Source organism: Methylocystis rosea, from assembly GCF_003855495.1.
Classification (GTDB): domain Bacteria; phylum Pseudomonadota; class Alphaproteobacteria; order Rhizobiales; family Beijerinckiaceae; genus Methylocystis; species Methylocystis rosea_A.
The window spans coordinates 2,601,492-2,625,773 of record NZ_CP034086.1 but is presented as its reverse complement, the minus strand read 5'-3'; the positions used below and the strand labels follow the sequence as shown (position 1 = coordinate 2,625,773).

Genomic DNA, 24,282 nt, shown 5'->3' with positions numbered 1-24,282 from the left:
ATTTTGTGCAACGCGGCGAAATAGGCAAGCGAAAACAGCAGGACCCCGTCAATTTGTCGCAACGTTCTGAATGTAAGCTGCAATCCGCGCCACCGCCCCGACCTCTGCGGCGTTTTCGAACATACGCGGCAGCGTCACGCCGCTCAACCGAGTCGTTGCTTCCTCTTCATCGGGATATCGTTTCGGCGACTCTCCGCACGCGAGGAGGTCGATGACGGCCCGTAAGACGCAGGCCGGCTCATAGGCGACGCGTAACAGCCCGAGACCGCGCGCCTCGATGATCCCGCGGATCGACGGGTGCGGCCTTGCGATCAGGCGGCCGTGGCGCGCTTCGAGCGCGACTCGGTCGTCGCCGATGAGCGCCGCGAAAGCGCCGCGCGCCCGCCAGTCGGCGACAAGCTGTAAGCTGAGGGCGCTCTTGCCGGCGCCGGACGGTCCGCGCAGCAGCAGGCCGAACGCGCCGAGAACCAGCGCATTGGCGTGAACATACTCTGACGCTTGCGGCGGCGTCATCGCGCCGAAGGCAACCAGACGACAAAGCGCGCCCCGAGCACGGCGTCGCCGGGCAGGGGCTCGTCAGTGCCCTGCGGATGCGCGCGGGTGCGGTTGAGGGCGCGCACGCGTCCGCCATGCGCCTCGATGATTTGGCGGGAGATCGAGAGCCCGAGCCCGGAGTTCTGGCCAAACCCCTGTTCCGGCCGATCGGTGTAGAAACGTTCGAAAATGCGTTCGAACGCGCCGTCGGGAATTCCGGGGCCGTCGTCGTCGACGATGATCTCGAAGCCTTCGATCTGCTGGCCTCCCGGCCCCTTGGCCCGCTCCGGCCACAGCAGCACCCGCACGACGCCGCCGGGCTTTGAAAAAGACCGGCCGTTGTCGATCAGATTGTTGAACACCTGACCGAGGCGCGAGTCATTGCCGAGAACGCGCCAGCGGCTGCGCGTCGCGTCGTATGGAGAGGAGCGGACGGTCAGCTGAATGTTGACGCCGTCGCCGCGCTCCACCGCGCGCGCCAAGTCGACGACGGTCGACAGCGCCGCCGAGAGATCGACGACGTCCATGTCGGCGCGCGCGAGTTCGGCGTCGAGACGAGACGCGTCGGAAATATCGCTGATCAAACGGTCGAGCCGGCCGACGTCATGCTTGATGATGGCGAGCAGCCTGTCCCGCGACTCCTCGGTCTTGGCGATCGGCAGCGTCTCGACGGCGCTGCGCAGAGACGTCAACGGATTCTTGAGTTCATGCGCGACATCCGCGGCGAAATGCTCGATCGCGTCGATGCGGTTGTAGAGCGCCTTCGTCATGTCGCGCAGCGCGCCCGAAAGATGGCCGATCTCGTCCGGCCGGTCCGAGAAGTCCGGGATCTCCTGGCGGGATTTGACGCCGCGCCGCACGCGCTCGGCCGCCTCGGCGAGGCGGCGCATCGGTTCGGTGATCGTGTTGGTGAAGAACAGCGAAATCAGCAGCATCACGCCGGCCGAGACCAGAAAGATGCGGATGATGCCCCAGCGTTCCGTGACGATGACGGCGTCGATGTCGCCGCCCATGGTCGAGAGGAGCAGCGCGCCGCGCACCGACCGGTAACGTTGAACCGGGACGGCGACGGAAATGATGGTTTCGCCCCTGGCGTTGGCGCGCACCACCGAATGAATATGGCCGCCGAGCGCGCTGCCGACTTCAGGATAGGCTTTGCCATTGCCCATGCCGATGTCTTCGTAGAGCGGCAGCTCCGGCCGATGCGACAGGCGCTGGACAAACTCCAGCGACCGTTCGAGGAAAGACGATGCGTCGAGGGTGGTGGGCTGGCCGCCTGCGGGCGGCAGCTCGAAACGCAGAATGTTCGAACGACCGGAGACGGAGCGCGAGTCGAGCAGCAGAAAGCCGTCGCGGTCGTAGATGCGCGCCCGCAGCCGCGTCGGGGACACCAGTCGCCGCAGCAGCGGCCCGACGCGTTCGGGGTTGAGCGAAAACTCCAGCGGGGAGCCGTCGGCGTCGCTCGCGCTTTCTCCCGGCGCAAGCTTCAACAGCTTCTCGGGATCGATGGAAATGGCGTCGGTGTCGACTGTCGCTGACGCCGCCACCGCCGCGGCGATGATCTCGCCCTGCGTTTGCAGGCTTTGCACGCGGGCGTCGATCAGACCTTCGCGAAACTGGTTGAGGTAGAGGAACCCAGCCAGCAGCGCGACCAGCCCGCCAAGATTGAGAACGACGATGCGGCGCGTGAGCGAGGACGAAAGATGCGACTGGACAGTTCGCCGCACAGTGCGCTGCGCCCGCGCCAAACGGACGGAGACCGTCCGCCACAGGCGGGCCCGCGCCGCCGCGGCGTCGCGCGCTGAAGCGGTCGCCGGGACCGCCGGACGCGGCGCTTCCGCGACCTGGTCGCCGACGGCGGTCACGTCGCCGTCACCCTCGACGCTTGCGTCCATCTCGCGTCCCCTCCGCGAGAACTCAGGCTTCCTTGAATCGATAGCCCACGCCATAGAGCGTCTCGATCATTTCGAAGTCGTTGTCCGCGACCTTGAATTTCTTGCGTAAACGCTTGATGTGGCTGTCGATCGTTCGATCGTCGACATAGACCTGGTCGTCATAGGCCGCGTCCATGAGCGCGTTGCGGCTCTTCACGACGCCGGGACGCTGCGCCAGCGACTGCAAAATCAGGAATTCCGTGACCGTCAGCACCACCGGATCGCCGCGCCAGGTGCAGGTGTGGCGCTCAGGGTCCATCAGCAGCGCGCCGCGCTCCAAGACCTTGGCCTCCGATTCCTTCTGAGCCGCGGCCTCCTTTGGATTGGAGCGCCGCAGAATCGCCTTGACCCGCTCGACGAGCAGCCGTTGCGAGAAAGGCTTATGAATGAAGTCGTCCGCCCCCATCTTCAGGCCGAACAGCTCGTCGATTTCCTCGTCTTTGGAGGTGAGAAAAATCACCGGGAGGTCCGACTTCTGCCGCAGTCGACGCAGAAGCTCCATGCCGTCCATCCGCGGCATCTTAATGTCGAAGATCGCCAGATCGGGCGGGTTGGCGCGCAGCCCGTCGAGCGCCTGCGCGCCGTCGGTATAGGTCTGGACGCGATACCCCTCGCCCTCCAGAGCGATGGAGACAGAGGTGAGAATGTTTCGATCGTCGTCGACGAGAGCGATGGTCGGCATCTTCACCCTTTGCTATTTGCGGCCGCAATTTAACGTCCGGGCCGGCGCGACGTGACTGCGCGTTCCGCGCGAAACGGCCGCCCCCGACTCCTCGAAGGGCGCGACGTCGATGCTCAACAGCCGATACTCTTATCGGCTCGACCGCGGGACTTTCGAAAGGCGCGCCGTCGACCCGACAAAGTCGGAGGCCAAGGCGGCTGAAATGTGGCCGAGGTCCGTTCCCAGAGGGCGGCGCCGCCTGGATGCCGCTGGACCGCTTATACACAATATTGCTAAAAAAATCACCTTGTGCCTGGGTATGCGCAATTAAACATAATGACGACAATGGGATAGCTGAGCAGGAGCGACACTCGGCGGCGTCCCCGGGGTCTTGGAAAATCTCGGGTTTTCGCCAATTTGCTAAGGTTCTTTTAGCCCCGACGCCGGTCGGCTCATAAGCCTAGTGAAAAGAGGCGCAGCGCGCGGCGTCAGCCCCAGGGAGTGGATCGATGAGCGAAGAGTGGGCATATCAGGTTCGGGTCAATCTCGTCGATGCGGCGGCCAAGCTCGCTCGCAAGGATCCGGAAAATCCGGCGCTCAAGCCTCTCAGCGACATTCTCGCCAAACATCACGCGAAGCTTCGGAACCAGCTCGACGCTTTTGCCGACTATGTCGCCGCAGCCGAACAACGCGGGGAGGAGAATTTCCCGCTCTACAAATGGACCAAGGCGGTGATTGAAGACCCGGCGAAAATCGAGAAGCACAGCAAAGCCTTCTCGATCCATGTCGCCGGTGAGGAAATCTATGGGAAGGACGTCGCCGACGCGCTGGAGGCGGAACTTCAGCCGCTCGTCGGCGGGCCGTTGGTCGCCCGCCTGACCAAGCACGACAGCAATCCCGCGAACAATCCGCAGCCGCCTGCGCAATATCGTTAGAACCGAAAACGCCCCGGCGCAGGCCGGGGCGTTTTCACGCTATTTGAGAGAAGCAGCTTACGCCGTTTCGAGGAAGCCGGCGATCTCATCCTTGAGGACGAGCCGCTTCTTCTTGAGATCCTCGATCGTGCCGTCATCGGCCGGCTCGACATTGGTCTCCATGCGGTGAATGGCGCGATTGAGCGTGTGATATTCCTCGGTGAGGCGCGCGAAGTGCGCGTTCTTGGCCTTCAAGGCGTGAATGGCCTCGGCGTGCTGGGGAAATTCTTCGTGCAACTCATGCGCAACATGGCTCATTCGAGCTTCCTTCCTTGATCAACTTTGGCGGCGTCGCCGTCGCAGTGGGGGATGATGTTACCGGCTCGCGCCAGGCGCAATGCCGTCGGCATGCGACCAAACTGCGCAGATGAGACGCTTCCGCGGATTTGGCGGCTGCGCCCCGTCCCCGAGCCAACGGCGCGCCGGCGCCACACGGTTGCGATCGGTAGAATCTCGGGGCCGGTCTCGATCCACCTGTAGCATGCAGCGTTCAGAATGGCGAAGGCGCACGCCAATCCGGGGCGCCTACTCGAACGCCATATGCCCTTGCGCTTTCAGTAGGCTTGGCCGCCAGGCAGACCTTTCCAGCGCCTCAGCTAGAGCTAGGCGTTCTGGCGTCTGGGCCAGACCGGATCGAAGCGCTGGAGTCGGAAAAGGGCAAGACATGGAGTTCGCCATTAAAGGCTGGCATTAAAGGCTGGGATGAGGTTGCAAAGCAGCTCGGCGAGCATGTCGAGCCGGTGATTGAGTTTTTGAAGAATTTCACTCCCGGCGAATGAGGGCCGTCGCACCGATAGACAAACCTAATAAAATCCTGGCGGCAAGCAGGTGCGAATTTCTTCAATCATGACAGATTCTTTGCTTGACGCCGCCCAGCGTCGCCATTAGGTTCCGCCCACTTTCGACAGGCCGTAAGTTCATGCCGTCGGCGAGCGCCTCGCTCTCGATCCTTCGAACTTAAACGCTGTCGCCTTGCCTGTGACCGCCAAATGTAATTGGTAATCAGCACGTCGCGAAAGCGACTGACAGGAAGGCACGATCCCGGCGACGGGATCCTCTGCGTTAGAAGCGCCTTGGCCCTTACGGCCATCGGCGCTTCGCTCGTTTGCGCGTGCCTTTAAGGGCCATGCGCGGCGGGATCCCTTGACATCCGCCATTCGCAATCACGCGAAGGACCCTATTGAATGCCGACGATCAGCCAGTTGATCCGCAAGCCGCGCCAAGCGCCGACCTATCGCGAGAAGGCGCGCCATCTGCAGTCCTGCCCGCAGAAGCGCGGCGTGTGCACTCGCGTCTATACGACGACGCCGAAGAAGCCGAACTCCGCGCTTCGTAAGGTCGCCAAGGTGCGCCTGACCAACGGATTCGAGGTCATCGGCTACATCCCGGGCGAGGGCCATAATCTTCAGGAGCACTCGGTCGTGATGATCCGCGGCGGCCGCGTGAAGGATCTTCCCGGCGTCCGCTATCACATTCTGCGCGGCGTGCTGGACACCCAGGGCGTCAAGGACCGCAAGCAGCGCCGTTCGAAATACGGCGCGAAGCGTCCGAAGTAAGGAGCCGTTCGATGTCTCGTCGCCACCGGGCCGAAAAGCGTGAAGTGATCGAGGACGCCAAATTTGGCGACATCGTTCTCACGAAATTCATGAACTCGATCATGTACGACGGCAAGAAGTCGGTCGCCGAGCAGATCGTCTATGGCGCGCTCGACCAGGTCGAGTCGAAGGCCAAGAGCGATCCGCTCGCCGTCTTCAAGCAGGCGCTCGAGAATGTCGCGCCGGCGATCGAGGTTCGGTCCCGCCGCGTCGGCGGCGCCACCTATCAGGTGCCGGTCGAAGTGCGCAACGAGCGTCGTCAGGCGCTCGCCATCCGCTGGATCATCACCGCGGCCCGCGCCCGCAACGACAAGACCATGGTCGACCGTCTGTCGGCCGAACTGCTCGACGCGTCCAACAACCGCGGCGCCGCGGTGAAGAAGCGCGAAGACACGCATCGCATGGCGGAGGCCAACCGCGCCTTCTCGCACTACCGCTGGTAAGGACAACCGTCATGGCCCGCTCTCATCCGATCGAGGACTACCGTAACTTCGGCATCATGGCCCACATCGATGCGGGCAAGACGACGACGACGGAGCGCATCCTCTATTACTCCGGCAAGAGCCATAAAATCGGCGAGGTGCATGAAGGCGCCGCGACGATGGACTGGATGGAGCAGGAGCAGGAGCGCGGCATCACCATCACGTCCGCCGCAACGACGACGTTCTGGAACGGCAAGCGCCTCAACATCATCGACACGCCCGGCCACGTCGACTTCACCATTGAAGTCGAGCGCAGCCTGCGCGTGCTCGACGGCGCCGTATGCGTGCTCGACGGCAACCAGGGCGTCGAGCCGCAGACCGAGACGGTCTGGCGTCAGGCCGACAAATACAATGTGCCGCGCATCGTCTTCGTCAACAAAATGGACAAGATCGGCGCCGACTTCGACCGCTGCGTCGAGGAAATCAAGACCCGCGTCGGCGGTCGCCCGATCTGCGTGCAATTGCCGATCGGCTCCGAGTCGAATTTCAAGGGCATTATCGATCTCGTGCGCATGAAGGCCGTGGTCTGGGAAGACGAAGGCCTCGGCGCGAAATATCACGACGAAGAGATTCCGGCCGACCTGCTCGACAAGGCCAAGGAATATCGTTTGGCGCTGATCGAAGCCGCGGTCGAAATGGACGACGAGGCCATGGCGGCCTATCTCGACGGCCAGGAGCCGGACGAGGAGACGCTGCACAGGCTCATCCGCGCCGCCGTGCGCAAGATCGCCTTCATCCCGGTGTTCTGCGGCTCGGCCTTCAAGAACAAGGGCGTGCAGCCGCTTCTCGACGCGGTCGTGCATTATCTGCCGTCGCCGGTCGATCGCGAGGCGATCAAGGGCGTCGACGTGGACACGGGCGAGGAGCTGGATCGCAAGCCGCTCGATTCCGAGCCCTTCTCTATGCTCGCGTTCAAGATCATGGACGATCCCTTCGTCGGCACGATCACCTTCGCCCGCGTCTATTCGGGCAAGATCGACTCCGGCACGACAGTGCTCAATTCGACGAAAGAGAAGAAAGAGCGCATCGGCCGCATGCTGCTGATGCACGCCAATAATCGCGAAGACATCAAGGAAGCTTTTGCGGGCGACATCGTCGCGCTCGCGGGCCTCAAGGACACGCGCACCGGCGACACGCTCTGCGACATGCAGAAGCCCGTCATTCTGGAGCGCATGGAGTTCCCCGACCCCGTCATCGAGATCGCCATCGAGCCGAAGTCGAAGGCCGATCAGGAGAAGCTCGGCATCGCGCTGCAGAAGCTCGCCGCCGAGGATCCCTCCTTCCGCGTCTCGACCGATCAGGAGAGCGGCCAGACCATCCTTAAGGGCATGGGCGAACTGCATCTCGACATCAAGGTCGACATCTTGAAGCGCACCTATAAGGTCGACGCCAATATCGGCGCGCCGCAGGTCGCCTATCGCGAGCGTCTCGGCCGCAAGCTTGAAATCGACTATACGCATAAGAAACAGACCGGCGGCACCGGCCAGTTCGCGCGCGTGAAGATCATTTTCGAACCCAATGAAGCCGGCAAGGGCAATGAGTTCGAGAGCAAGATCGTCGGCGGCGCGGTGCCGAAGGAATATATCCCCGGCGTCGACAAGGGTATTGCGTCGGTGACGACGTCCGGCATTCTCGCCGGCTTCCCGGTCGTCGATCTGAAAGCGACGCTCATCGACGGCGCCTTCCATGACGTCGACTCGTCGGTGCTGGCCTTCGAGATCGCCTCGCGCGCCGCGACGCGCGAAGCGCTGCAGAAGGGCGGCTCGGTGCTGCTCGAGCCGATCATGAAGGTCGAGGTGGTGACGCCGGAGGAATATACCGGTTCTGTCATCGGCGATCTGAATTCCCGTCGCGGACAGATTCAAGGTCAGGACATGCGCGCCAACGCCGTGGTGATCAACGCCATGGTGCCGCTCGCCAACATGTTCGGCTACGTCAATCAGCTGCGCTCCTTCACGCAAGGACGCGCAAGCTACACGATGCAATTCGATCACTACGAACAAGTCCCCGAAGCGGAGTCGAAGAAGGTCCAGGCGAAATACGCCTGATCTCGAACGCGACGGGGCGACAGGTACTCTTCAAAGGAGCACGGCGATGGCCAAGGAAAAGTTTTCACGCACGAAGCCGCACTGCAACATTGGGACGATTGGGCACGTCGACCATGGCAAGACGTCTTTGACGGCGGCGATCACCAAGGTTCTGGCGGAGACGGGCGGCGCGACCTTTACGGCCTATGATCAGATCGACAAGGCGCCGGAAGAGAAGGCGCGCGGCATCACGATTTCGACGGCGCATGTCGAATATGAGACGAAGAACCGCCATTACGCCCATGTCGATTGCCCCGGCCACGCCGACTATGTGAAGAACATGATCACCGGCGCGGCGCAGATGGACGGCGCGATCCTGGTGGTCTCGGCCGCCGACGGCCCGATGCCGCAGACCCGCGAGCATATCCTCTTGGCCCGCCAGGTCGGCGTGCCGGCGCTCGTCGTATTCCTCAACAAGGTCGACATGGTCGACGATCCGGAGCTTCTGGAGCTCGTCGAGCTCGAAGTGCGCGAGCTGCTCAGCAAATATGAATTCCCTGGCGACGACATTCCGATCACCAAGGGTTCGGCGCTGTGCGCGCTCGAGGGCAAGAACCCCGAGATCGGCCATGACGCGATCCTGAAGCTGATGGAGACGGTCGACGCCTACATCCCGCAGCCGGAGCGTCCGAAGGATCAGCCGTTCCTGATGCCGGTCGAGGACGTGTTCTCGATTTCGGGCCGCGGCACGGTGGTGACGGGGCGCATCGAGCGCGGCGTGATCAAGGTGGGCGAGGAAGTCGAGATCGTCGGCATCCGTCCGACGACGAAGTCGACGGTGACGGGCGTCGAGATGTTCCGCAAGCTGCTCGACCAGGGCGAGGCGGGCGACAATGTCGGCTGCCTGCTGCGCGGCACGAAGCGCGAGGACGTCGAGCGCGGCCAGGTGCTGTGCAAGCCGGGTTCGGTGAAGCCGCATACGAAGTTCAAGGCTGAGGCGTATATCCTCACCAAGGAAGAGGGCGGCCGTCATACGCCGTTCTTCACCAACTATCGTCCGCAGTTCTACTTCCGCACGACGGACGTGACCGGCATCGTCACCTTGCCCGAGGGCGTGGAGATGGTGATGCCGGGCGACAATGTGACGATGGAAGTCGCGCTGATCGTGCCGATCGCCATGGAGGAGAAGCTGCGCTTCGCCATCCGCGAAGGCGGCCGAACGGTTGGAGCTGGCGTCGTCGCCAGCATCATCGAGTAAAGCGAATCCCGGGCCGCGGGCCAAGCGCTCGCTCTTGTGAAAGAAGTCGCGCGCAACGGCGCGCGGCGCATGAAGGCGAGCAGAATCGCTCGCGGTCCTAAAGGACGGAAAAATGAACGGTCAAAATATCCGGATTCGCCTTAAGGCGTTCGATCACCGGATTCTCGACACGTCGACGAAGGAAATCGTCTCGACGGCCAAGCGCACGGGCGCTCAGGTCCGCGGTCCGATTCCGCTTCCGACGCGCATCGAAAAATTCACGGTGAACCGTTCGCCGCATATCGACAAGAAGTCGCGCGAACAGTTCGAGATCAGAACGCATAAACGCGTTCTCGATATCGTCGATCCCACCCCGCAAACGGTGGACGCGCTCATGAAGCTTGATCTCGCCGCCGGCGTGGATGTCGAGATCAAGCTCTAAACGGAATTCAGGCGGCGCTCGCTAAAGGATGCGAGCGCGCTTTGCGAAGGATTGGATCATGCGGTCGGGCGTCATCGCGCAAAAGGTCGGAATGACCCGCATCTTCACGGAGGCGGGCGAGCATGTGCCGGTCACGGTCCTGAAGCTCGACGGCTGCCAGGTCGTCGCGCAGCGGACTCAAGAGAAGAACGGCTACACCGCCGTTCAACTCGGCATCGGCCGCGCCAAGGTCAAGAATGTCTCGAAAGCCGAACGCACGCGGTTCGCCGCGGCCTCGGTGGAGCCGAAGATGAAGCTCGCTGAGTTTCGGGTGAAAGAGGAAGAGTTGCTGCCGATCGGCGCCGAGATCACGGCGGATCATTTCGTCGTCGGCCAGTTCGTCGACGTGACGGGAACCTCCACCGGCAAGGGCTTTGCCGGCCCGATGAAGCGCTGGGGCTTCGGGGGTCTGCGCGCGACCCACGGCGTCTCCGTTTCGCACCGTTCGCACGGTTCGACCGGCGGCCGTCAGGACCCGGGCAAGACCTTCAAGAACAAGAAAATGGCCGGCCATATGGGCGTCGACCGCGTCACCACGCAAAATCTGCGGGTGGTGCAGACTGACCCCGCGCGGGGACTGCTGCTGGTCGAGGGCGCGGTGCCGGGAACGGCCGGCGGTTGGATTTTCGTGCGCGACGCGGTGAAGCGCGCGCTGCCGAAGGATGCGCCGCAGCCGGGCAAATTCCGCCTCGGCAACGGACAGGGTGAAGCCGCGAATTTAGACGCCGCTCCGCAAGAAGCGCAGAAGGAGGACTGAGCCGTGAAGATCGACGTCACGTCGTTCGACGGCCAGGCGGCCGGTTCGATCGAGCTTTCCGATGAGGTCTTCGGCCTTGAGCCGCGCAAGGACCTGATCTTCCGTATGATCCGCTGGCAGCTCGCCAAGCGGCGCGCCGGCACCCATGCGGTGAAGAACCGCGCCGAGATCGCGCGCTCGGGCAAGAAGCTGCACAAGCAGAAGGGCACCGGCGGCGCCCGTCACGGCTCGGCGCGCGCGCCGCAGTTCCGCGGCGGCGGACGCGCCTTCGGCCCGGTGGTGCGCAGCCATGCGCATGATCTGACCAAGAAGGTGCGCCAGCTCGCGCTGAAACATGCTCTGTCGGCGAAAGCCAAGGATGGCGGCATCATCGTCTGGGAGACGGCGGAGCTCGCCGAGCCCAAGACGAAGCTGCTCGTATCGAGTTTCGCCAAGACCGGCCTCGAGAACGCGATCATCATCGTTGGCGGCGCGCCGCAGAACAATTTCGTGCTCGCCGCACGCAATATCCCGAAGATCGACATTCTGCCCGTCGAAGGCGTCAATGTTTACGACATCCTCCGCCGCGAGAAGCTGGTGTTGACCCGCGCCGCGGTGGACGCGCTGGAGGCGCGACTGAAATGAGCAAGGACGTTCGCCATTATGACGTGATCGTCGCCCCGGTCATCACCGAGAAGGCGACGCTCGCCTCGGAGAGCAATAAGGTGGTCTTCAAGGTCTCGAAGACCGCCACGAAGCCGCAGATCAAGGCGGCGGTCGAAGGTCTCTTCGACGTCAAGGTCGAAGCGGTCAATACGCTGGTGCGCAAGGGCAAGGTCAAGACCTTCCGCGGCAAGCGCGGCCAGCAGAGCGACGTCAAGAAAGCGGTCGTGACCCTCGCCGAGGGCCACAAGATCGACGTGACGACCGGACTGTAAGGAAGGCGTGAGGATAGAACGATGGCGCTGAAGACATTCAAGCCGGTCACGCCGAGCCTTCGCCAGCTCGTCATTGTCGACCGCAGCGAGCTCTATAAGGGCAAGCCGGTCAAGACGCTGACCGAAGGCAAGAGCTCAAAGGGCGGGCGCAACAACGCCGGGCGGATCACCGTGCGTTTTCGCGGCGGCGGCCATAAGCAGGCCTATCGCGTCGTCGACTTCAAGCGGCGCAAGCTCGATGTCGCCGGCAAGGTCGAGCGGCTCGAATATGATCCGAACCGCACGGCGTTCATCGCGCTCATTCGCTACACGGACAATGAGCTTGCCTATATTCTCGCGCCGCAGCGGCTCTCCGTCGGCGACGAAGTGATCGCCGGCAATCAGGTCGACGTGAAGCCCGGCAACGCCATGCCGATCGCCAACATCCCTGTCGGCGCCATCGTGCACAATGTCGAGATGAAGATCGGCAAGGGCGGCGCCATTGCGCGATCGGCCGGCACCTATGCGCAGATCGTCGGCCGCGACCAGGGCTATGTGATCATCAGGCTGAATTCCGGCGAGCAGCGCCTGGTGCATGGCCAGTGCTTTGCGACGCTCGGCGCCGTGTCCAATCCCGATCATATGAACACTTCGATCGGCAAGGCCGGCCGCTCACGCTGGCTCGGCCGCCGCCCGCACAATCGCGGCGTCACGATGAATCCGATCGACCATCCGCATGGCGGCGGCGAAGGCCGCACCTCTGGCGGTCGTCATCCGGTCACGCCCTGGGGCAAGCCGACCAAGGGCAAGAAGACCCGCACCAATAAATCCACCGACCGTTTCATTGTGTCCTCGCGACACAATCGCAAGAAGAAGGGCTAACCCATGGCGCGCTCGATTTGGAAGGGCCCGTTCGTCGACGGCTATCTTCTTAAGAAGGCCGAGACCTCGCGCGGTTCAGGCCGCTCCGAGGTGATCAAGATCTGGAGCCGCCGCTCCACGATCATCCCGCAATTCGTGGGACTGACCTTCGGCGTGCACAACGGCCAGAAACATATTCCCGTGGCAGTGTCGGAAGACATGATCGGGCACAAATTCGGCGAATTCGCTCCGACCCGCACCTTCCACGGCCATGCGGCCGACAAGAAGGCCAAGAGGGGCTAAGAGAGGCTAAGAGAGGCTCACGATGTCGAAGGAAGCCAATCCGCGCCGGCTTGCGGACAATGAAGCGAAGGCCGTCGCGCGCATGCTGCGCGTCTCGCCGCAGAAGCTCAATCTGCTCGCGCAGTTGATCCGCGGCAAGAAGGTGGATCGCGCGCTCGCCGATCTGGAGTTCTCCAGAAAGCGGATCGCGCATGAGGTGAAGAAGGCGCTGGAAAGCGCCATCGCCAACGCCGAGAACAATCACGGTCTCGACGTCGACGATCTCGTCGTCGCCCAGGCCTTTGTCGGCAAGGCGCTGGTGATGAAGCGTTTCCACGCCCGCGCCCGCGGCCGTGCGAGCCGCGTCGAGAAGCCATTCGCCAATCTGACGATCATCGTGCGCGAAGTCGAAGCGCAGGCCAACGCCTAAAGGATTTAAAACCATGGGTCAGAAGGTTAATCCGATCGGGCTGCGACTGGGCGTCAACCGCACCTGGGATTCGCGCTGGTTCGCCAATAAGGGCGAATACGCCAAGCTCCTGCATGAGGACATGGCGATCCGCGAAACCGTGTCGAAAACGCTGAAGCAGGCGGCGGTGTCGAAGATCGTCATCGAGCGCCCGCACAAGAAGTGCCGCGTCACGATCTATTCGGCGCGTCCCGGCGTCGTCATCGGCAAGAAGGGCGCGGACATCGACAAGATTCGCAAGCTCGTGGGCAAGCTCACCGGCAGCGAAGTCGTCATCAACATCGTCGAAGTGCGCAAGCCCGAAACCGAGGCCGCGCTCGTCGCCGAGTCGATCGCGCAGCAACTCGAGCGTCGCGTCGCCTTCCGCCGCGCGATGAAGCGCGCCGTGCAATCAGCCATCCGGCTGGGCGCGCAGGGCATTCGCATCAATTGCTCGGGCCGTCTTGGCGGCGCCGAGATCGCCCGTCTCGAATGGTATCGCGAAGGGCGCGTGCCACTGCACACGCTGCGCGCCGACGTCGATTACGGCACCGCCACCGCGCATACCGCCTATGGCGCTTGCGGCATCAAGGTTTGGATCTTCAAGGGCGAAATCCTTGAGCATGATCCGATGGCGCAGGATAAGAAGGCGGCTGAACAGGCGTCCGGCGGCGATCATGGCGATCGCGACCGCGGCGGCGAACGCCGCCGTCGCGAGCACCGCGAACCGCGCGACGCGGCGTAACGAACAAGATTAAAGAGCGCAATCATGCTGCAACCCAAACGCACCAAGTTCCGCAAGGCCTTCAAGGGCCGCATCCGTGGCGCCTCCAAGGCGGGCTTTTCGCTGAACTTCGGTCAGTTCGGCCTTAAGGCGCTGGAGCCGGATCGCATCACCGCGCGCCAGATCGAAGCCGCGCGCCGCGCCCTGACGCGTCATATGAAGCGCGCCGGCCGAGTCTGGATTCGCATCTTCCCCGACGTGCCGGTCTCCAAGAAGCCGACCGAAGTGCGTATGGGCAAGGGCAAGGGCGCGCCGGAATTCTGGGCCGTGCGCGTTGCGCCCGGCCGCATCATGTTCGAGATCGACGGCGTGCCGGCGCCTATCGCGCGGGAGGCCTTGACGCTTGCCGCCGCGAAGCTGCCGATTAAGACGCGCTTCATCGAACGCATCGCCGAATAAGGGGAACGTGATGAAATCCAAACAGCGCCTCTCCGACATCAAGGCGATGACCGAAGATCAGCTCAATGACGAAGTGCTGAAGCTCAAGAAAGAGCAGTTCAATCTGCGCTTCCAGCGGGCGACCGGCCAGCTCGAGAACACCTCACGCGTGCGCGTCGTTCGTCGCGACATTGCCCGCACGAAAACCATCGCCGCGCATAAGCGCGCCGAAAAGCAGGGTTAAAGCGCCATGCCGAAGCGAATTCTCCAGGGCGTCGTCGTCAGCGACAAACAGAACAAGACCGTGGTGGTGAAGGTCGAACGTCGCTTCACCCACCCGCTGTTCCAGAAGACGGTGCGCCGCACGAAGAACTATCACGCCCATGACGAGAACGGCGCGTTCAAGGTGGGCGACTCGGTGACGATCGAAGAGACCGCGCCGATCTCGAAATTGAAGCGCTGGCGGGTCGTCGAAGTGACGGCCGAGGCGTAGTCGTTAGAACGAATTGTCCGGACGAAGTCGGCGCGAAACCGAAACCAGACCGGAACGAAAGGCGGGTAAGCCATGATTCAGATGCAAACCAATCTCGACGTCGCCGACAACTCCGGCGCGCGCCGCGTGATGTGCATCAAGGTGCTGGGCGGCTCCAAGCGCAAATACGCCGGCGTCGGCGACATTATTGTCGTGTCGATCAAGGAGGCGATTCCGCGCGGCCGCGTCAAGAAGGGCGATGTGCTGAAGGCCGTCGTCGTTCGCACCGCGAAAGACATCAAGCGCGCCGACGGCTCCGTGATCCGTTTCGATTCGAACGCCGCGGTGCTGATCAACAATCAGAAAGAGCCGATCGGCACCCGCATATTCGGACCGGTGCCGCGCGAGCTGCGCGCCAAGAACCACATGAAGATCATCTCGCTCGCCCCGGAGGTTTTGTAATGGCCGCCAAGATCAAGAAGGGCGACAAAGTCGTCGTTCTCGCCGGCCGCGACAAGGGCCGCAGCGGCGAGGTGCTGCGCGTGATTCCCGACGAGGGCCGCGCCGTCGTCGACGGCGTCAACATCGTCAAGCGCCATCAGCGTCAGACCAAGGATCGCGAAGCCGGCATCATCAACAAGGCCGCGCCGATCAATTTGTCGAATCTGGCGGTCGCCGATCCCAAGGACGGCAAGGCGACGCGGGTTGGATTCAAGATTCTCGACGACGGCCGCAAGGTCCGCGTCGCCAAGCGTTCCGGAGAATTGATCGATGGCTGAGGAAAAGAAGCCCAAGGCCGAAAAGCCCGCCAAGGCTCAAAAGCCCGCCGCCGAAGGCGCGGAGGCGAAGGAGCCCAAGAAGGCCGCCGCCAAATCCGGCGAAAAGCCTGCGGCTAAGGAAAAGCCGGCGACATCCGGCGACGACGCGGCGGCGTTTGGCGCCGACGGCTCGTATGTGCCGCGCATGCGCAAGCATTACGAAGAGGTCGTGCGCGAAGCGTTGCAGAAGCAGTTCGGCTATAAGAACGCGCTCGAAGTGCCGACGATCGAGAAGATCGTGCTCAACATGGGCGTCGGCGAATCTGTCAACGACAGCAAGAAGGCGACGTCAGCGGCGGCCGACCTTGGTCTCATCGCCGGCCAGCGCCCGGTCGTGACCCGCGCGCGCAAGGCGATCTCGACCTTCAAGCTGCGCGAGAACATGCCGATCGGCGCGAAGGTGACGCTGCGCAAGACGCGGATGTATGAGTTTCTGGATCGCCTGATCACCGTGGCGCTGCCGCGCGTGCGCGACTTCCGCGGATTGAATCCGAAGTCCTTCGACGGTCGCGGGAACTATGCGCTCGGCATCAAGGAGCACATCGTGTTCCCCGAAATCGACTACGACAAGGCCGAGTCGATCCTGGGCATGGACGTGATCGTCTGCACGACGGCCAAGACCGACGAAGAGGCGCGCGCCTTGCTGAAGGCGTTCAATTTCCCGTTCCGGCAGTGAGGGCGTAACAGCTCCTCAAACGCGGATACTGAAAGGCGAAACTGGTAATGGCGAAGAAAAGCGCGATTGAGAACAACAAGCGGAAGCGAAGGCTCGTGAAGTCCTACGCCGGGCGGCGCGCGCGGCTGAAGGCGGTCGCGAATGACAAGACGCTGAGCGTCGAAGAGCAGTTCGAGGCGCGTCTCAAGCTTGCTGAGCTCCCGCGCAATTCCGCGCCCGTTCGCGTGCGTAACCGCTGCGAAGTGTCGGGCCGTCCGCGCGGCTTTTATCGCAAGCTGAAAATGTCGCGCATTGCGCTACGCGAATTGGGGTCCCGCGGCCTGGTGCCCGGCCTCGTGAAGTCAAGCTGGTAAGGAGACGCAGATGGCGATCAACGATCCATTGGGCGATCTTCTCACCCGCATCCGCAACGCGCAGATGCGCCGCAAGGACAAGGTGTCCTCTCCGGGCTCGAAGCTGCGCGCGCATGTGCTCGACGTGCTGAAGGAAGAGGGCTATATCCGCGGCTATAGCAGCACCGACTTCGGCAATGGCCGGACCGAGTTCGAGATCGAACTGAAGTATTTCGACGGCGAGCCGGTCATCAAGCAGATCGAGCGCGTGTCGCGTCCGGGCCGCCGAGTCTATGCGGCGGTTGACGCAGTGCCGCGCGTGGCGAATGGCCTCGGCGTCACCATCGTGTCGACTCCGAAGGGCGTCATGGCCGATCACGCGGCGCGCGAGAATAATGTCGGTGGCGAGGTGCTGTGCAAGGTCTTCTAGACCTTGCGCCTCATCAAACAGGATTTGCAACCATGTCTCGTATCGGCAAGAAGCCTGTCGTCATTCCCGCCGGCGTCACCGCCAAGGTGGACGGTCAGCTCGTGCAGGTGAAGGGCGCGAAGGGCCAGCTGGAGTTCCTGGCGCCCGACGACGTCTCCGTCGTCCAGCAGGACAACGCCATCTCGGTCGACCCGCGCAATGAAACCAAGCGCGCCCGCGCGCTGTGGGGCACGGCGCGCGCCCAGATCAACAATATCGTCGTCGGCGTGACCACGGGCTTTGAAAAGAAGCTTGAAATCACCGGCGTCGGCTATCGCGCGGCGGTGCAGGGAAAAACGCTGCAACTCGCGCTCGGCTATTCGCATGACGTGAACTATCCGATTCCGGCCGGCATCGCGATCGTGACGCCGAAGCCGACGGAAATCAGCATCAGCGGCATGGATCGGCGCCAGGTCGGTCAAGTCGCCGCCGAGATCCGCGCCTTGCGCCCGCCCGAGCCCTACAAGGGCAAGGGCGTCAAATACGCCAATGAATTCATCTTCCGCAAGGAAGGCAAGAAGAAGTAAGGACCCGCCATGGCCAGGGATGTCAAAGTCGAACAGCGTCGAAAGGCGCGGGTGCGCCGGGCGATCCGTGAACGCGCCAAGGGGCGGTTGCGCCTTTCGGTGTTTCGCTCGTCCAAGCAGATCTACGCGCAGATCATCGACGACGAGAAGGGCGCGACGGTCGCCGCCGCCTCTTCGCTCGAGAAGGCGAACCGCGAGGGTCTGAAGACCGGCGCGGACGTCGAGGCGGCGAAGGTCGTCGGCAAGCTCCTCGCGGAGCGCGCCGTCGCCAAGGGCGTCAAAGAGGTCGTTTTCGATCGTGGCGCTTACATGTATCACGGGCGCGTCAAGGCGCTGGCCGACGGCGCCCGCGAGGGCGGTCTGGAGTTCTAACTGGGGGCGCGCGCCGTTGAGGGCGTGCGCTTCTCGCGCGGAATGCGTGCCGGCGCTCATGCGCCGGGCGTCGATCCGATGGGTCGGCAGTGAAGGAAGCGAGCGGCGCATCACGCCGCGTAAGTGACGGAAGAGACAATGGCGCGTGAAGGAGAAGGCGGTCGCGGCCGCGATCGGGATCGTGACGATCGCGACGGCGAATTTGTGGATCGTCTGGTCCACATCAATCGCGTCGCGAAGGTGGTGAAGGGCGGCCGGCGTTTCGGCTTCGCCGCGCTCGTCGTCGTCGGCGATCAGAAGGGCCGCGTGGGCTATGGACACGGCAAGGCGCGCGAAGTGCCTGAGGCGATCCGCAAGGCCACGGAAGCGGCCAAGCGCGCGTTGATCCGCGTGCCGCTGCGCGAAGGCCGCACGCTGCATCATGACGTTCATGGCCGCCATGGCGCGGGCCGCGTCATTCTGCGCGCTGCGCCGGCCGGCACCGGAATCATCGCCGGCGGCCCAATGCGCGCGATTTTCGAAACGCTGGGCATGCACGACGTCGTGGCGAAGAGCCAGGGGTCGTCGAATCCCTACAACATGATCCGCGCGACCTTCGATGCGCTCGGCCGCGAAGACTCGCCGCGCTCCGTCGCGGCGCGCCGCTCGCTTAAAGTTTCGGTGCTGCAGTCGCGCCGTCAAGGCGTCGACGCCGACGCCGTCGACGCGTAAGGAGACGACCCATGACGAAGAGCACGCAGCAGATCGTCGTCGAACAGATCGGCAGCCCGATCGGCCGTCCCGAACGGCAGCGCCGTACGCTTCTTGGCCTCGGCCTGACGCGCATCGGCCGCCGCCGCGCGCTGGAAGACACGCCGGCCGTGCGCGGGATGATCGCTAAGGTGGCGCATCTCGTGAAAATCGTCGACGCCAAAACCGTCGACGGGAAGTGAGGACGCGGCCATGAAACTTAATGAAATCACCGACAATCCAGGCGCGAGCAAGAACCGCATGCGCGTCGGCCGCGGCATCGGCTCCGGCAAGGGCAAGACCGGCGGGCGCGGCGTCAAGGGCCAGAAGGCGCGCACCGGCGTGGCGATCAAAGGCTTCGAGGGCGGTCAGATGCCGTTGCATCGGCGTCTGCCGAAGCGCGGATTCTACAATCCGTTCTCGACCCACTACAACGAAGTCAATCTCGGGCGCATTCAACAGGCGCTCGACGCCGGCAAGCTCGACGCCGCCGCGCCGGTGACGATCGAGGCGCTGCTTGCGGCCGGCGTCGTCACCAGGCCGCGCGACGGCGTCAAGATCCTCGGCCAGGGCGAGTTGAAGACGAAGCTCGCCTTCGAGGTCTCGGCGGCCTCCAAGTCGGCGGTCGCGGCCATCGAGGGCGCCGGCGGCACCGTGAAACTTCTCGCCGGCGAGACGCCAGCGCAGTAACTCAAAAAGGCGCGCCGCTCTCGCATGAGCGGCTGCGCTGTTTTATACCAAACGCTCCGAACGGAGCGGGCGAGCCTCGCGCGCTGCTAGCTCCGAGCGCTGAGCCCAACAAAATGGCGTCGCGTCGACAGCGGCGCGAAAGGGGAGTTCCTTCATGGCATCGGCAGCCGAGCAGCTCGCGGCCAACGTCAATCTCTCCGCCTTCGGCAAATCCGAGGAATTGAAAAAGCGCATCCTGTTCACGCTGGGCGCGCTGATCGTCTATCGCCTCGGCACTTACGTGCCGCTGCCGGGCATCGACCCCGAGGCTTTCGCGAAAAGCTTTTTCGGCCAGTCGAAGGGCATGCTGGAGCTCTTCAACATGTTCGCGGGCGGCGCCGTGCAGCGCCGCGCGATCTTCGCGCTCAACATCATGCCGTATATCTCGGCGTCGATTATCATTCAGCTGCTGACGTCGGTGATTCCGACGCTCGAGACGTTGAAGAAAGAGGGCGAGCAGGGCCGCAAGGTCCTCAACCAATATACCCGCTACCTCACCGTCGCGCTCGCGACGTTCCAGGCCTACGCCATGGCGATCGGGCTCGAGGGCCAGCAGGGCGTCGTCACCGATCCGGGCATGTTCTTCCGCATCACCACGGTCGTGACGCTGGTCGGCGGCACGATGTTCCTGATGTGGCTTGGCGAGCAGATCACCTCGCGCGGAATCGGCAACGGATCTTCGCTCATTATCTTCGCAGGCATCGTCGCAGCGTTTCCGTCGGCGATCGTGTCGACCTTGGAGCTCGGCCGGCAGGGCGCAATTTCGACGGCGCTGATCATCGGCGTCATCATCATGTCCTTCGCCGTCGTCGCCTTCATCGTATTCATGGAGCGCGCGCAGCGGCGTCTGCTGATCACCTATCCCAAGCGTCAGCACGGCAACCGGGTCTATGAGGGACAGACGTCCTTCCTGCCGCTGAAGCTGAACACGTCCGGCGTCATCCCGCCGATCTTCGCATCGTCGCTGCTGCTCTTGCCGACGACCGTGGCGAATTTCTACCAATCGACCGGCAGCGAAAGCATCTTCGCGACGATCTCCGCCTATTTCGGCCACGGGCGGCCGCTCTATATGCTCGCCTATGTCGGATTGATCGTGTTCTTCGCCTTCTTCTACACCGCGATCGTCTTCAATCCGGTCGAGACGGCGGACAATCTCAAGAAGCACGGCGGTTTCGTGCCGGGCATTCGCCCCGGCGAACGCACGGCGAAATTCATCGACGAAGTGCTGATGCGGATTACGGTGCTCGGCGCGGCCTATCTGGCGGTCATCTGCATCATTCCGGAAGGGCTCATCGCCTACGCCAATCTGCCGTTCTATTTCGGCGGCACGTCGCTGCTGATCGTCGTCAGCGTCACCATGGATACTGTGGCGCAGATCCACGGTCATATGCAGGCGCAGCAATATGAGGGGCTGATTCGCAAGACAAAGCTTCGCGGCGGGAAACGCGCCCGATGAGGCTGGTGCTGCTCGGTCCGCCCGGGGCCGGCAAGGGAACGCAGGCGGCGCGGTTGGTCGAAAAGCACGGCGTGCCGCAGCTGTCGACAGGAGACATGCTGCGCGCCGCGGTCGCGGCGAAAACACCGATTGGCCTGAGGGCCAAGGAGATCATGGACGCTGGCGCGCTGGTGCCGGACGAGGTCGTGATCGGCCTGATCGACGAACGGCTCGGCGCGTCTGACTGCGCCAGCGGGTTCATTCTCGACGGCTTCCCGCGCACTGTGGCGCAGGCCGAGGCGCTGCAGGAGCTTCTCGTGCGCAGGGGTCTATCGCTCGACGCCGTGCTCGAGCTCGCCGTCGACGAAGGCGCGCTCGTCGACCGGATGCGCAAACGGGTGGATGAAACCCGCGCCGCGGGCGGCGCGGTGCGCGCAGACGACAATCCGGAAAGCTTCAAGACGCGGCTCGAAGCCTATCGGGCCCAGACGGCCCCGGTGTCGGCGCACTACGCCAAGCGTAGCGAACTGACCAAAATCGACGGGATGGCGCCGATCGAGGATGTCACGGCGGAGATCGATCGCGCCCTGTCGGGCGCCGGCTAGATTTTTTCGCGGAATCGCTTGACCATCAACCCGTTGGCCCCTAAATAGGCAGTCTTCACGTTGTTGGACAGTCGGCTCCGGCTCCCGGATTGGGGGGCGGGGCCTGTTTTCGTATGAAAACGGTTCACAACCGCGCGCATGGGCCGGGCTCCACCGGACGCGGGCGTCATCCCGGAGCTTAAGGCTCCTTCTCACATGGAGAGACAAAGTGGCCCGTATTGCAGGCGTCAATATCCCGACCAACAAGCGCGTCGTCATCGCGCTCCAGTATATTCACGGCATTGGCGCCAAGAAGGCAGAGGAAATCTGCGAGAAGGTGAGCATCCCGGCCGAGCGCCGCGTGGCGCAGCTCACTGACGCGGAAGTTCTGCAAATTCGCGAAACCATCGACCGCGACTATATGGTCGAAGGCGATCTGCGCCGCGAAGTCGCGATCAACATCAAGCGTTTGATGGATCTCGGCTGCTATCGCGGCCTGCGCCATCGCCGCCAGCTCCCCGTGCGCGGCCAGCGCACGCACACCAACGCCCGCACCCGCAAGGGCAAGGCGAAGCCGATCGCCGGCAAGAAGAAGTAATCGGCCGTCAGGACGATCATCGATGGCCGGGACACGCCCGGCCATGACAACCGAAATCCCTAGCGCCTGGAACTACGGGCGCGTTTGAAGGACGAAAGAAAAAATGGCTAAGGACACAACGCGCGTTCGCCGCCGCGAGCGCAAGAACATCGTTTCCGGCGTCGCGCATGTGAATTCGACGTTCAACAACACCATGATCACCATCACCGACGCGCAGGGCAACACTGTGTCGTGGTCGTCCGCGGGGTCGATGGGATTCAAAGGCTCGCGCAAATCCACGCCCTACGCCGCGCAGATGGCCGCCGAAGACGCCGCCCGCAAGGCTGGCGAACATGGCGTGCGCACGCTTGAAGTCGAAGTCTCCGGTCCGGGCTCCGGCCGTGAGTCGGCGCTGCGCGCGCTGCAAGCGGCGGGCTTCACCGTCACTTCGATCCGCGATGTGACGCCCATTCCCCACAACGGGTGCCGGCCGCGCAAGCGACGCCGCGTCTGAGTTTATTGTCTGATTTGATTTCGCGCGGCGCGGCGCATGCCCAGCGCCGCACTCAGGAGCTTCAAGGAAAGGCCTCCAAGTGAGCATCCAGAAGAACTGGCAGGAACTCATCAAGCCGAACAAGCTCGAAGTCGCCGCCGGAGACGATCCCAAGCGCGTCGCGACCGCGGTCGCCGAGCCGCTGGAGCGCGGCTTCGGCGTGACGCTTGGCAACGCGCTGCGCCGCATTCTGCTGTCTTCCCTGCAGGGCGCGGCGATCACGTCGATTCACATCGACGGCGTGCTGCACGAGTTCTCGTCGATCCCCGGCGTGCGCGAGGACGTGACCGACATCGTCCTCAACATCAAGGACATCGCCATCAAATATCAGGGCGATGGCATGAAGCGCCTGACGCTCAAGAAGACGGGACCGGGCGCCGTCACCGCCGGCGACATCCAGGTGACGGGCGACGTGCAGATCCTCAACCCTGAGCTCGTCATCTGCACGCTCGATGAGGGCGCCGAGATCCGCATCGAGTTCACCGTCGCGAACGGCAAGGGCTATGCGCCCGCTGACCGCAACCGCGCCGAAGACGCGCCGATCGGCCTCATCCCGATCGACAGCCTCTATTCGCCGGTTAAAAAGGTCAGCTATCGCGTCGAAAACACCCGCGAGGGCCAGGTTCTCGACTATGACAAGCTGACGCTGACGGTCGAGACGAATGGCGCGATGAGCCCGGAAGATGCGATCGCCTATTCAGCGCGCATTCTGCAGGACCAGCTCAACGTCTTCGTCAATTTCGAAGAGCCGCGCCGCGAAGAGGCCGCGCCGTCGATTCCGCAGCTCGCTTTCAATCCGGCGCTGCTGAAGAAGGTGGACGAGTTGGAGCTTTCGGTGCGTTCGGCGAACTGCCTGAAGAACGACAACATCGTCTACATCGGCGACCTTATCCAGAAGTCGGAAGCCGAGATGCTGCGCACGCCGAACTTCGGCCGCAAGTCCTTGAACGAGATCAAGGAGGTGCTGGCGCAGATGGGTCTGCATCTGGGCATGGAAGTTCCCGGCTGGCCGCCGGAGAACATCGACGATCTCGCGAAGAGATTCGAGGAGCATTATTGAGTTTCCCCCTTCTCCCGCTTGCGGGAGAAGGCGTCGCGCGAATGCGCGACGGATGAGGGCGCGGGAAATACCCTCACCCGACCCCGCTTCGCGGGGCCACCCTCTCCCGCGAGCGGGAGAGGGAAATAATGGAGACGGCCGTTCCTTGGCACGGCGGCCGCATAATCAACGGAGAGCCGCATGTATCACGGTCACAAGAAGCGCCGCTTCGGGCGCACGCATGAGCACCGCAAGGCGATGTTCGCCAATATGGCGCAGGCGCTCATCAAGCATGAGCAGATTGTCACGACGCTGCCGAAGGCGAAGGATCTGCGTCCGGTCGTCGAGAAGCTCGTGACGCTCGGCAAGCGCGGCGACCTCCACGCGCGCCGGCAGGCGATCGCCAAGATCAAGGACGTCAAGCTCGTCGGCAAGCTCTTCGACGTGCTCGGACCTCGTTACAAGGATCGCAACGGCGGCTATACGCGCGTGCTGAAGGCGGGCTTCCGCTATGGCGACAATGCGCCGCTCGCGGTCATCGAATTCGTCGACCGCGACGTGAACGCCAGGGGGCAGGACTCCGGACCGGTCCACGAAGGTGAGGCGGCGGCGTAAACGGCTCAAGGACGAACGCTTCGA

Annotated in this window: 37 protein-coding genes; 33 read left to right on the top strand and 4 right to left on the bottom strand. The window is 63.3% G+C overall.

The genetic code is table 11. The features are described 5' to 3' along the window. Positions 1-48 precede the first annotated feature (48 nt). From EHO51_RS12710 to EHO51_RS12700, 3 genes are read right to left on the bottom strand one after another with little or no spacing between them, the layout of a single operon-like run. Entirely contained in the window at positions 49-513 is a 465-nt protein-coding gene (locus EHO51_RS12710; RefSeq protein ID WP_124739190.1) for an HPr kinase/phosphorylase, read from the bottom strand. Beyond that, entirely contained in the window at positions 510-2,429 is a 1,920-nt protein-coding gene (locus tag EHO51_RS12705; protein WP_124739189.1) for a sensor histidine kinase, read from the bottom strand. The genes EHO51_RS12710 and EHO51_RS12705 overlap by 4 nt, the downstream gene beginning before the upstream one ends. A 22-nt stretch (positions 2,430-2,451) precedes the next feature. Further along, positions 2,452-3,150 (bottom strand): response regulator transcription factor, encoded by a 699-nt coding sequence (locus tag EHO51_RS12700; protein WP_124739188.1) that lies wholly within the window; start codon positions 3,148-3,150, stop codon positions 2,452-2,454. A 488-nt stretch (positions 3,151-3,638) separates the two neighbouring features. On the opposite strand from EHO51_RS12700, the gene EHO51_RS12695 reads away from it, so the two are divergent. Continuing rightward, positions 3,639-4,064 (top strand): hypothetical protein, encoded by a 426-nt coding sequence (locus tag EHO51_RS12695; RefSeq protein WP_124739187.1) that lies wholly within the window; start codon positions 3,639-3,641, stop codon positions 4,062-4,064. 57 nt (positions 4,065-4,121) lie between these two features. On the opposite strand, the gene EHO51_RS12690 is transcribed toward EHO51_RS12695, so the two are convergent. Further along, on the bottom strand, positions 4,122-4,361 hold the full coding sequence (locus EHO51_RS12690) for a YdcH family protein (RefSeq protein WP_124739186.1): 240 nt from the start codon (positions 4,359-4,361) through the stop codon (positions 4,122-4,124). 305 nt (positions 4,362-4,666) lie between these two features. Here EHO51_RS12690 and EHO51_RS12685 point away from each other — a divergent pair, with 305 nt between their 5' ends. The 32 genes from EHO51_RS12685 (at position 4,667) to rplQ (ending at position 24,258) form a co-directional block, all read left to right on the top strand. Further along, positions 4,667-4,882: a hypothetical protein gene (locus EHO51_RS12685; protein WP_124739185.1), complete on the top strand. Its 216-nt coding sequence runs from the start codon at positions 4,667-4,669 to the stop codon at positions 4,880-4,882. A gap of 405 nt (positions 4,883-5,287) precedes the next feature. Then, on the top strand, positions 5,288-5,659 hold the full coding sequence (gene rpsL / locus EHO51_RS12680) for a 30S ribosomal protein S12 (RefSeq protein WP_014890767.1): 372 nt from the start codon (positions 5,288-5,290) through the stop codon (positions 5,657-5,659). Between the two features lie 11 nt (positions 5,660-5,670). Continuing rightward, entirely contained in the window at positions 5,671-6,141 is a 471-nt protein-coding gene (rpsG, locus tag EHO51_RS12675) for a 30S ribosomal protein S7 (protein WP_018406024.1), read from the top strand. Positions 6,142-6,152: 11 nt separating this feature from the next. Further along, complete coding sequence (fusA, locus tag EHO51_RS12670) at positions 6,153-8,228, top strand: elongation factor G (RefSeq protein WP_124739184.1); 2,076 nt, start codon at positions 6,153-6,155, stop codon at positions 8,226-8,228. Between the two features lie 46 nt (positions 8,229-8,274). Further along, complete coding sequence (gene tuf / locus EHO51_RS12665) at positions 8,275-9,465, top strand: elongation factor Tu (RefSeq protein ID WP_018406022.1); 1,191 nt, start codon at positions 8,275-8,277, stop codon at positions 9,463-9,465. Positions 9,466-9,577: 112 nt separating this feature from the next. Then, positions 9,578-9,886 (top strand): 30S ribosomal protein S10, encoded by a 309-nt coding sequence (gene rpsJ / locus EHO51_RS12660; RefSeq protein WP_014890764.1) that lies wholly within the window; start codon positions 9,578-9,580, stop codon positions 9,884-9,886. A 58-nt stretch (positions 9,887-9,944) separates the two neighbouring features. After that, positions 9,945-10,682 (top strand): 50S ribosomal protein L3, encoded by a 738-nt coding sequence (rplC, locus tag EHO51_RS12655; protein WP_029651573.1) that lies wholly within the window; start codon positions 9,945-9,947, stop codon positions 10,680-10,682. A 3-nt stretch (positions 10,683-10,685) separates the two neighbouring features. Further along, positions 10,686-11,306, top strand: coding sequence for a 50S ribosomal protein L4 (gene rplD, locus EHO51_RS12650; protein ID WP_018406020.1), 621 nt, complete (start codon positions 10,686-10,688; stop codon positions 11,304-11,306). Next, on the top strand, positions 11,303-11,599 hold the full coding sequence (locus EHO51_RS12645; RefSeq protein WP_124739183.1) for a 50S ribosomal protein L23: 297 nt from the start codon (positions 11,303-11,305) through the stop codon (positions 11,597-11,599). Before rplD ends, EHO51_RS12645 begins: the two co-directional genes overlap by 4 nt. Positions 11,600-11,620: 21 nt before the next feature. After that, positions 11,621-12,460, top strand: coding sequence for a 50S ribosomal protein L2 (rplB, locus tag EHO51_RS12640; protein WP_123176885.1), 840 nt, complete (start codon positions 11,621-11,623; stop codon positions 12,458-12,460). A 3-nt stretch (positions 12,461-12,463) separates the two neighbouring features. Then, on the top strand, positions 12,464-12,742 hold the full coding sequence (rpsS, locus tag EHO51_RS12635; RefSeq protein ID WP_018406017.1) for a 30S ribosomal protein S19: 279 nt from the start codon (positions 12,464-12,466) through the stop codon (positions 12,740-12,742). Between the two features lie 22 nt (positions 12,743-12,764). Then, positions 12,765-13,151 carry a 50S ribosomal protein L22 gene (gene rplV / locus EHO51_RS12630; RefSeq protein ID WP_018406016.1) on the top strand — a complete coding sequence of 129 codons (387 nt, stop codon included), beginning with the start codon at positions 12,765-12,767 and terminating at the stop codon, positions 13,149-13,151. 13 nt (positions 13,152-13,164) lie between these two features. Then, positions 13,165-13,914 (top strand): 30S ribosomal protein S3, encoded by a 750-nt coding sequence (gene rpsC / locus EHO51_RS12625; RefSeq protein ID WP_018406015.1) that lies wholly within the window; start codon positions 13,165-13,167, stop codon positions 13,912-13,914. 24 nt (positions 13,915-13,938) lie between these two features. Then, positions 13,939-14,352 carry a 50S ribosomal protein L16 gene (rplP, locus tag EHO51_RS12620; protein ID WP_029651571.1) on the top strand — a complete coding sequence of 138 codons (414 nt, stop codon included), beginning with the start codon at positions 13,939-13,941 and terminating at the stop codon, positions 14,350-14,352. A gap of 10 nt (positions 14,353-14,362) precedes the next feature. Continuing rightward, the gene (gene rpmC, locus EHO51_RS12615; RefSeq protein WP_018406013.1) at positions 14,363-14,575 is read left to right on the top strand and encodes a 50S ribosomal protein L29; all 213 of its coding nucleotides are present in this window, start codon (positions 14,363-14,365) and stop codon (positions 14,573-14,575) included. 6 nt (positions 14,576-14,581) lie between these two features. Further along, positions 14,582-14,824 (top strand): 30S ribosomal protein S17, encoded by a 243-nt coding sequence (gene rpsQ / locus EHO51_RS12610; protein WP_018406012.1) that lies wholly within the window; start codon positions 14,582-14,584, stop codon positions 14,822-14,824. A gap of 72 nt (positions 14,825-14,896) precedes the next feature. Continuing rightward, positions 14,897-15,265 (top strand): 50S ribosomal protein L14, encoded by a 369-nt coding sequence (gene rplN, locus EHO51_RS12605; RefSeq protein ID WP_018266630.1) that lies wholly within the window; start codon positions 14,897-14,899, stop codon positions 15,263-15,265. After that, positions 15,265-15,582 (top strand): 50S ribosomal protein L24, encoded by a 318-nt coding sequence (gene rplX, locus EHO51_RS12600; RefSeq protein WP_018406011.1) that lies wholly within the window; start codon positions 15,265-15,267, stop codon positions 15,580-15,582. The genes rplN and rplX overlap by 1 nt, the downstream gene beginning before the upstream one ends. Then, the gene (gene rplE, locus EHO51_RS12595) at positions 15,575-16,297 is read left to right on the top strand and encodes a 50S ribosomal protein L5 (RefSeq protein ID WP_124739182.1); all 723 of its coding nucleotides are present in this window, start codon (positions 15,575-15,577) and stop codon (positions 16,295-16,297) included. Before rplX ends, rplE begins: the two co-directional genes overlap by 8 nt. A 47-nt stretch (positions 16,298-16,344) precedes the next feature. Further along, positions 16,345-16,650 carry a 30S ribosomal protein S14 gene (gene rpsN / locus EHO51_RS12590; protein WP_014890750.1) on the top strand — a complete coding sequence of 102 codons (306 nt, stop codon included), beginning with the start codon at positions 16,345-16,347 and terminating at the stop codon, positions 16,648-16,650. Positions 16,651-16,660: 10 nt separating this feature from the next. Continuing rightward, positions 16,661-17,059 carry a 30S ribosomal protein S8 gene (gene rpsH / locus EHO51_RS12585; RefSeq protein WP_014890749.1) on the top strand — a complete coding sequence of 133 codons (399 nt, stop codon included), beginning with the start codon at positions 16,661-16,663 and terminating at the stop codon, positions 17,057-17,059. 32 nt (positions 17,060-17,091) lie between these two features. After that, complete coding sequence (gene rplF / locus EHO51_RS12580; protein WP_029651569.1) at positions 17,092-17,625, top strand: 50S ribosomal protein L6; 534 nt, start codon at positions 17,092-17,094, stop codon at positions 17,623-17,625. Positions 17,626-17,634: 9 nt separating this feature from the next. Then, complete coding sequence (gene rplR, locus EHO51_RS12575) at positions 17,635-17,997, top strand: 50S ribosomal protein L18 (protein WP_018406008.1); 363 nt, start codon at positions 17,635-17,637, stop codon at positions 17,995-17,997. Between the two features lie 138 nt (positions 17,998-18,135). After that, positions 18,136-18,708: a 30S ribosomal protein S5 gene (rpsE, locus tag EHO51_RS12570; protein ID WP_014890746.1), complete on the top strand. Its 573-nt coding sequence runs from the start codon at positions 18,136-18,138 to the stop codon at positions 18,706-18,708. An 11-nt stretch (positions 18,709-18,719) separates the two neighbouring features. Further along, positions 18,720-18,929: a 50S ribosomal protein L30 gene (gene rpmD, locus EHO51_RS12565; RefSeq protein ID WP_014890745.1), complete on the top strand. Its 210-nt coding sequence runs from the start codon at positions 18,720-18,722 to the stop codon at positions 18,927-18,929. Positions 18,930-18,939: 10 nt separating this feature from the next. Then, positions 18,940-19,416: a 50S ribosomal protein L15 gene (rplO, locus tag EHO51_RS12560; RefSeq protein ID WP_124739181.1), complete on the top strand. Its 477-nt coding sequence runs from the start codon at positions 18,940-18,942 to the stop codon at positions 19,414-19,416. 154 nt (positions 19,417-19,570) lie between these two features. Next, positions 19,571-20,911 (top strand): preprotein translocase subunit SecY, encoded by a 1,341-nt coding sequence (gene secY / locus EHO51_RS12555; RefSeq protein WP_124739180.1) that lies wholly within the window; start codon positions 19,571-19,573, stop codon positions 20,909-20,911. Beyond that, positions 20,908-21,495, top strand: a complete 588-nt coding sequence (locus tag EHO51_RS12550) for an adenylate kinase (protein ID WP_124739179.1) — start codon at positions 20,908-20,910, stop codon at positions 21,493-21,495. Before secY ends, EHO51_RS12550 begins: the two co-directional genes overlap by 4 nt. 208 nt (positions 21,496-21,703) lie before the next feature. Continuing rightward, positions 21,704-22,072 (top strand): 30S ribosomal protein S13, encoded by a 369-nt coding sequence (gene rpsM, locus EHO51_RS12545; RefSeq protein WP_018406003.1) that lies wholly within the window; start codon positions 21,704-21,706, stop codon positions 22,070-22,072. Positions 22,073-22,175: 103 nt separating this feature from the next. Continuing rightward, positions 22,176-22,565 carry a 30S ribosomal protein S11 gene (gene rpsK, locus EHO51_RS12540; protein WP_014890740.1) on the top strand — a complete coding sequence of 130 codons (390 nt, stop codon included), beginning with the start codon at positions 22,176-22,178 and terminating at the stop codon, positions 22,563-22,565. A gap of 79 nt (positions 22,566-22,644) precedes the next feature. Then, positions 22,645-23,664 carry a DNA-directed RNA polymerase subunit alpha gene (locus EHO51_RS12535; RefSeq protein WP_124739178.1) on the top strand — a complete coding sequence of 340 codons (1,020 nt, stop codon included), beginning with the start codon at positions 22,645-22,647 and terminating at the stop codon, positions 23,662-23,664. A gap of 180 nt (positions 23,665-23,844) precedes the next feature. Further along, positions 23,845-24,258: a 50S ribosomal protein L17 gene (rplQ, locus tag EHO51_RS12530; RefSeq protein WP_018406001.1), complete on the top strand. Its 414-nt coding sequence runs from the start codon at positions 23,845-23,847 to the stop codon at positions 24,256-24,258. Positions 24,259-24,282 lie beyond the last annotated feature (24 nt).

What these genes read in the sequence shown, in the direction of transcription:
- EHO51_RS12700 (WP_124739188.1), bottom strand. Translation starts at nt 3,150, where the DNA reads ATGCCGACCATCGCTCTCGTCGACGACGATCGAAACATTCTCACCTCT.
- EHO51_RS12550 (WP_124739179.1), top strand. Translation starts at nt 20,908, where the DNA reads ATGAGGCTGGTGCTGCTCGGTCCGCCCGGGGCCGGCAAGGGAACGCAG.
- rpsG (WP_018406024.1), top strand. Translation starts at nt 5,671, where the DNA reads ATGTCTCGTCGCCACCGGGCCGAAAAGCGTGAAGTGATCGAGGACGCC.
- rpsK (WP_014890740.1), top strand. Translation starts at nt 22,176, where the DNA reads ATGGCTAAGGACACAACGCGCGTTCGCCGCCGCGAGCGCAAGAACATC.
- EHO51_RS12690 (WP_124739186.1), bottom strand. Translation starts at nt 4,361, where the DNA reads ATGAGCCATGTTGCGCATGAGTTGCACGAAGAATTTCCCCAGCACGCC.
- rpsC (WP_018406015.1), top strand. Translation starts at nt 13,165, where the DNA reads ATGGGTCAGAAGGTTAATCCGATCGGGCTGCGACTGGGCGTCAACCGC.
- rpsL (WP_014890767.1), top strand. Translation starts at nt 5,288, where the DNA reads ATGCCGACGATCAGCCAGTTGATCCGCAAGCCGCGCCAAGCGCCGACC.
- rpmD (WP_014890745.1), top strand. Translation starts at nt 18,720, where the DNA reads ATGACGAAGAGCACGCAGCAGATCGTCGTCGAACAGATCGGCAGCCCG.
- rplX (WP_018406011.1), top strand. Translation starts at nt 15,265, where the DNA reads ATGGCCGCCAAGATCAAGAAGGGCGACAAAGTCGTCGTTCTCGCCGGC.
- rpsH (WP_014890749.1), top strand. Translation starts at nt 16,661, where the DNA reads ATGGCGATCAACGATCCATTGGGCGATCTTCTCACCCGCATCCGCAAC.
- rplQ (WP_018406001.1), top strand. Translation starts at nt 23,845, where the DNA reads ATGTATCACGGTCACAAGAAGCGCCGCTTCGGGCGCACGCATGAGCAC.
- rplR (WP_018406008.1), top strand. Translation starts at nt 17,635, where the DNA reads ATGGCCAGGGATGTCAAAGTCGAACAGCGTCGAAAGGCGCGGGTGCGC.
- tuf (WP_018406022.1), top strand. Translation starts at nt 8,275, where the DNA reads ATGGCCAAGGAAAAGTTTTCACGCACGAAGCCGCACTGCAACATTGGG.
- rplE (WP_124739182.1), top strand. Translation starts at nt 15,575, where the DNA reads ATGGCTGAGGAAAAGAAGCCCAAGGCCGAAAAGCCCGCCAAGGCTCAA.
- rplB (WP_123176885.1), top strand. Translation starts at nt 11,621, where the DNA reads ATGGCGCTGAAGACATTCAAGCCGGTCACGCCGAGCCTTCGCCAGCTC.
- EHO51_RS12695 (WP_124739187.1), top strand. Translation starts at nt 3,639, where the DNA reads ATGAGCGAAGAGTGGGCATATCAGGTTCGGGTCAATCTCGTCGATGCG.
- rplO (WP_124739181.1), top strand. Translation starts at nt 18,940, where the DNA reads ATGAAACTTAATGAAATCACCGACAATCCAGGCGCGAGCAAGAACCGC.
- rplC (WP_029651573.1), top strand. Translation starts at nt 9,945, where the DNA reads ATGCGGTCGGGCGTCATCGCGCAAAAGGTCGGAATGACCCGCATCTTC.
- EHO51_RS12645 (WP_124739183.1), top strand. Translation starts at nt 11,303, where the DNA reads ATGAGCAAGGACGTTCGCCATTATGACGTGATCGTCGCCCCGGTCATC.
- rpsQ (WP_018406012.1), top strand. Translation starts at nt 14,582, where the DNA reads ATGCCGAAGCGAATTCTCCAGGGCGTCGTCGTCAGCGACAAACAGAAC.
- rpsS (WP_018406017.1), top strand. Translation starts at nt 12,464, where the DNA reads ATGGCGCGCTCGATTTGGAAGGGCCCGTTCGTCGACGGCTATCTTCTT.
- EHO51_RS12705 (WP_124739189.1), bottom strand. Translation starts at nt 2,429, where the DNA reads ATGGACGCAAGCGTCGAGGGTGACGGCGACGTGACCGCCGTCGGCGAC.
- rplF (WP_029651569.1), top strand. Translation starts at nt 17,092, where the DNA reads ATGTCTCGTATCGGCAAGAAGCCTGTCGTCATTCCCGCCGGCGTCACC.
- rpsJ (WP_014890764.1), top strand. Translation starts at nt 9,578, where the DNA reads ATGAACGGTCAAAATATCCGGATTCGCCTTAAGGCGTTCGATCACCGG.
- rplV (WP_018406016.1), top strand. Translation starts at nt 12,765, where the DNA reads ATGTCGAAGGAAGCCAATCCGCGCCGGCTTGCGGACAATGAAGCGAAG.
- EHO51_RS12710 (WP_124739190.1), bottom strand. Translation starts at nt 513, where the DNA reads ATGACGCCGCCGCAAGCGTCAGAGTATGTTCACGCCAATGCGCTGGTT.
- secY (WP_124739180.1), top strand. Translation starts at nt 19,571, where the DNA reads ATGGCATCGGCAGCCGAGCAGCTCGCGGCCAACGTCAATCTCTCCGCC.
- rpmC (WP_018406013.1), top strand. Translation starts at nt 14,363, where the DNA reads ATGAAATCCAAACAGCGCCTCTCCGACATCAAGGCGATGACCGAAGAT.
- rplN (WP_018266630.1), top strand. Translation starts at nt 14,897, where the DNA reads ATGATTCAGATGCAAACCAATCTCGACGTCGCCGACAACTCCGGCGCG.
- rpsE (WP_014890746.1), top strand. Translation starts at nt 18,136, where the DNA reads ATGGCGCGTGAAGGAGAAGGCGGTCGCGGCCGCGATCGGGATCGTGAC.
- rpsN (WP_014890750.1), top strand. Translation starts at nt 16,345, where the DNA reads ATGGCGAAGAAAAGCGCGATTGAGAACAACAAGCGGAAGCGAAGGCTC.
- fusA (WP_124739184.1), top strand. Translation starts at nt 6,153, where the DNA reads ATGGCCCGCTCTCATCCGATCGAGGACTACCGTAACTTCGGCATCATG.
- rplP (WP_029651571.1), top strand. Translation starts at nt 13,939, where the DNA reads ATGCTGCAACCCAAACGCACCAAGTTCCGCAAGGCCTTCAAGGGCCGC.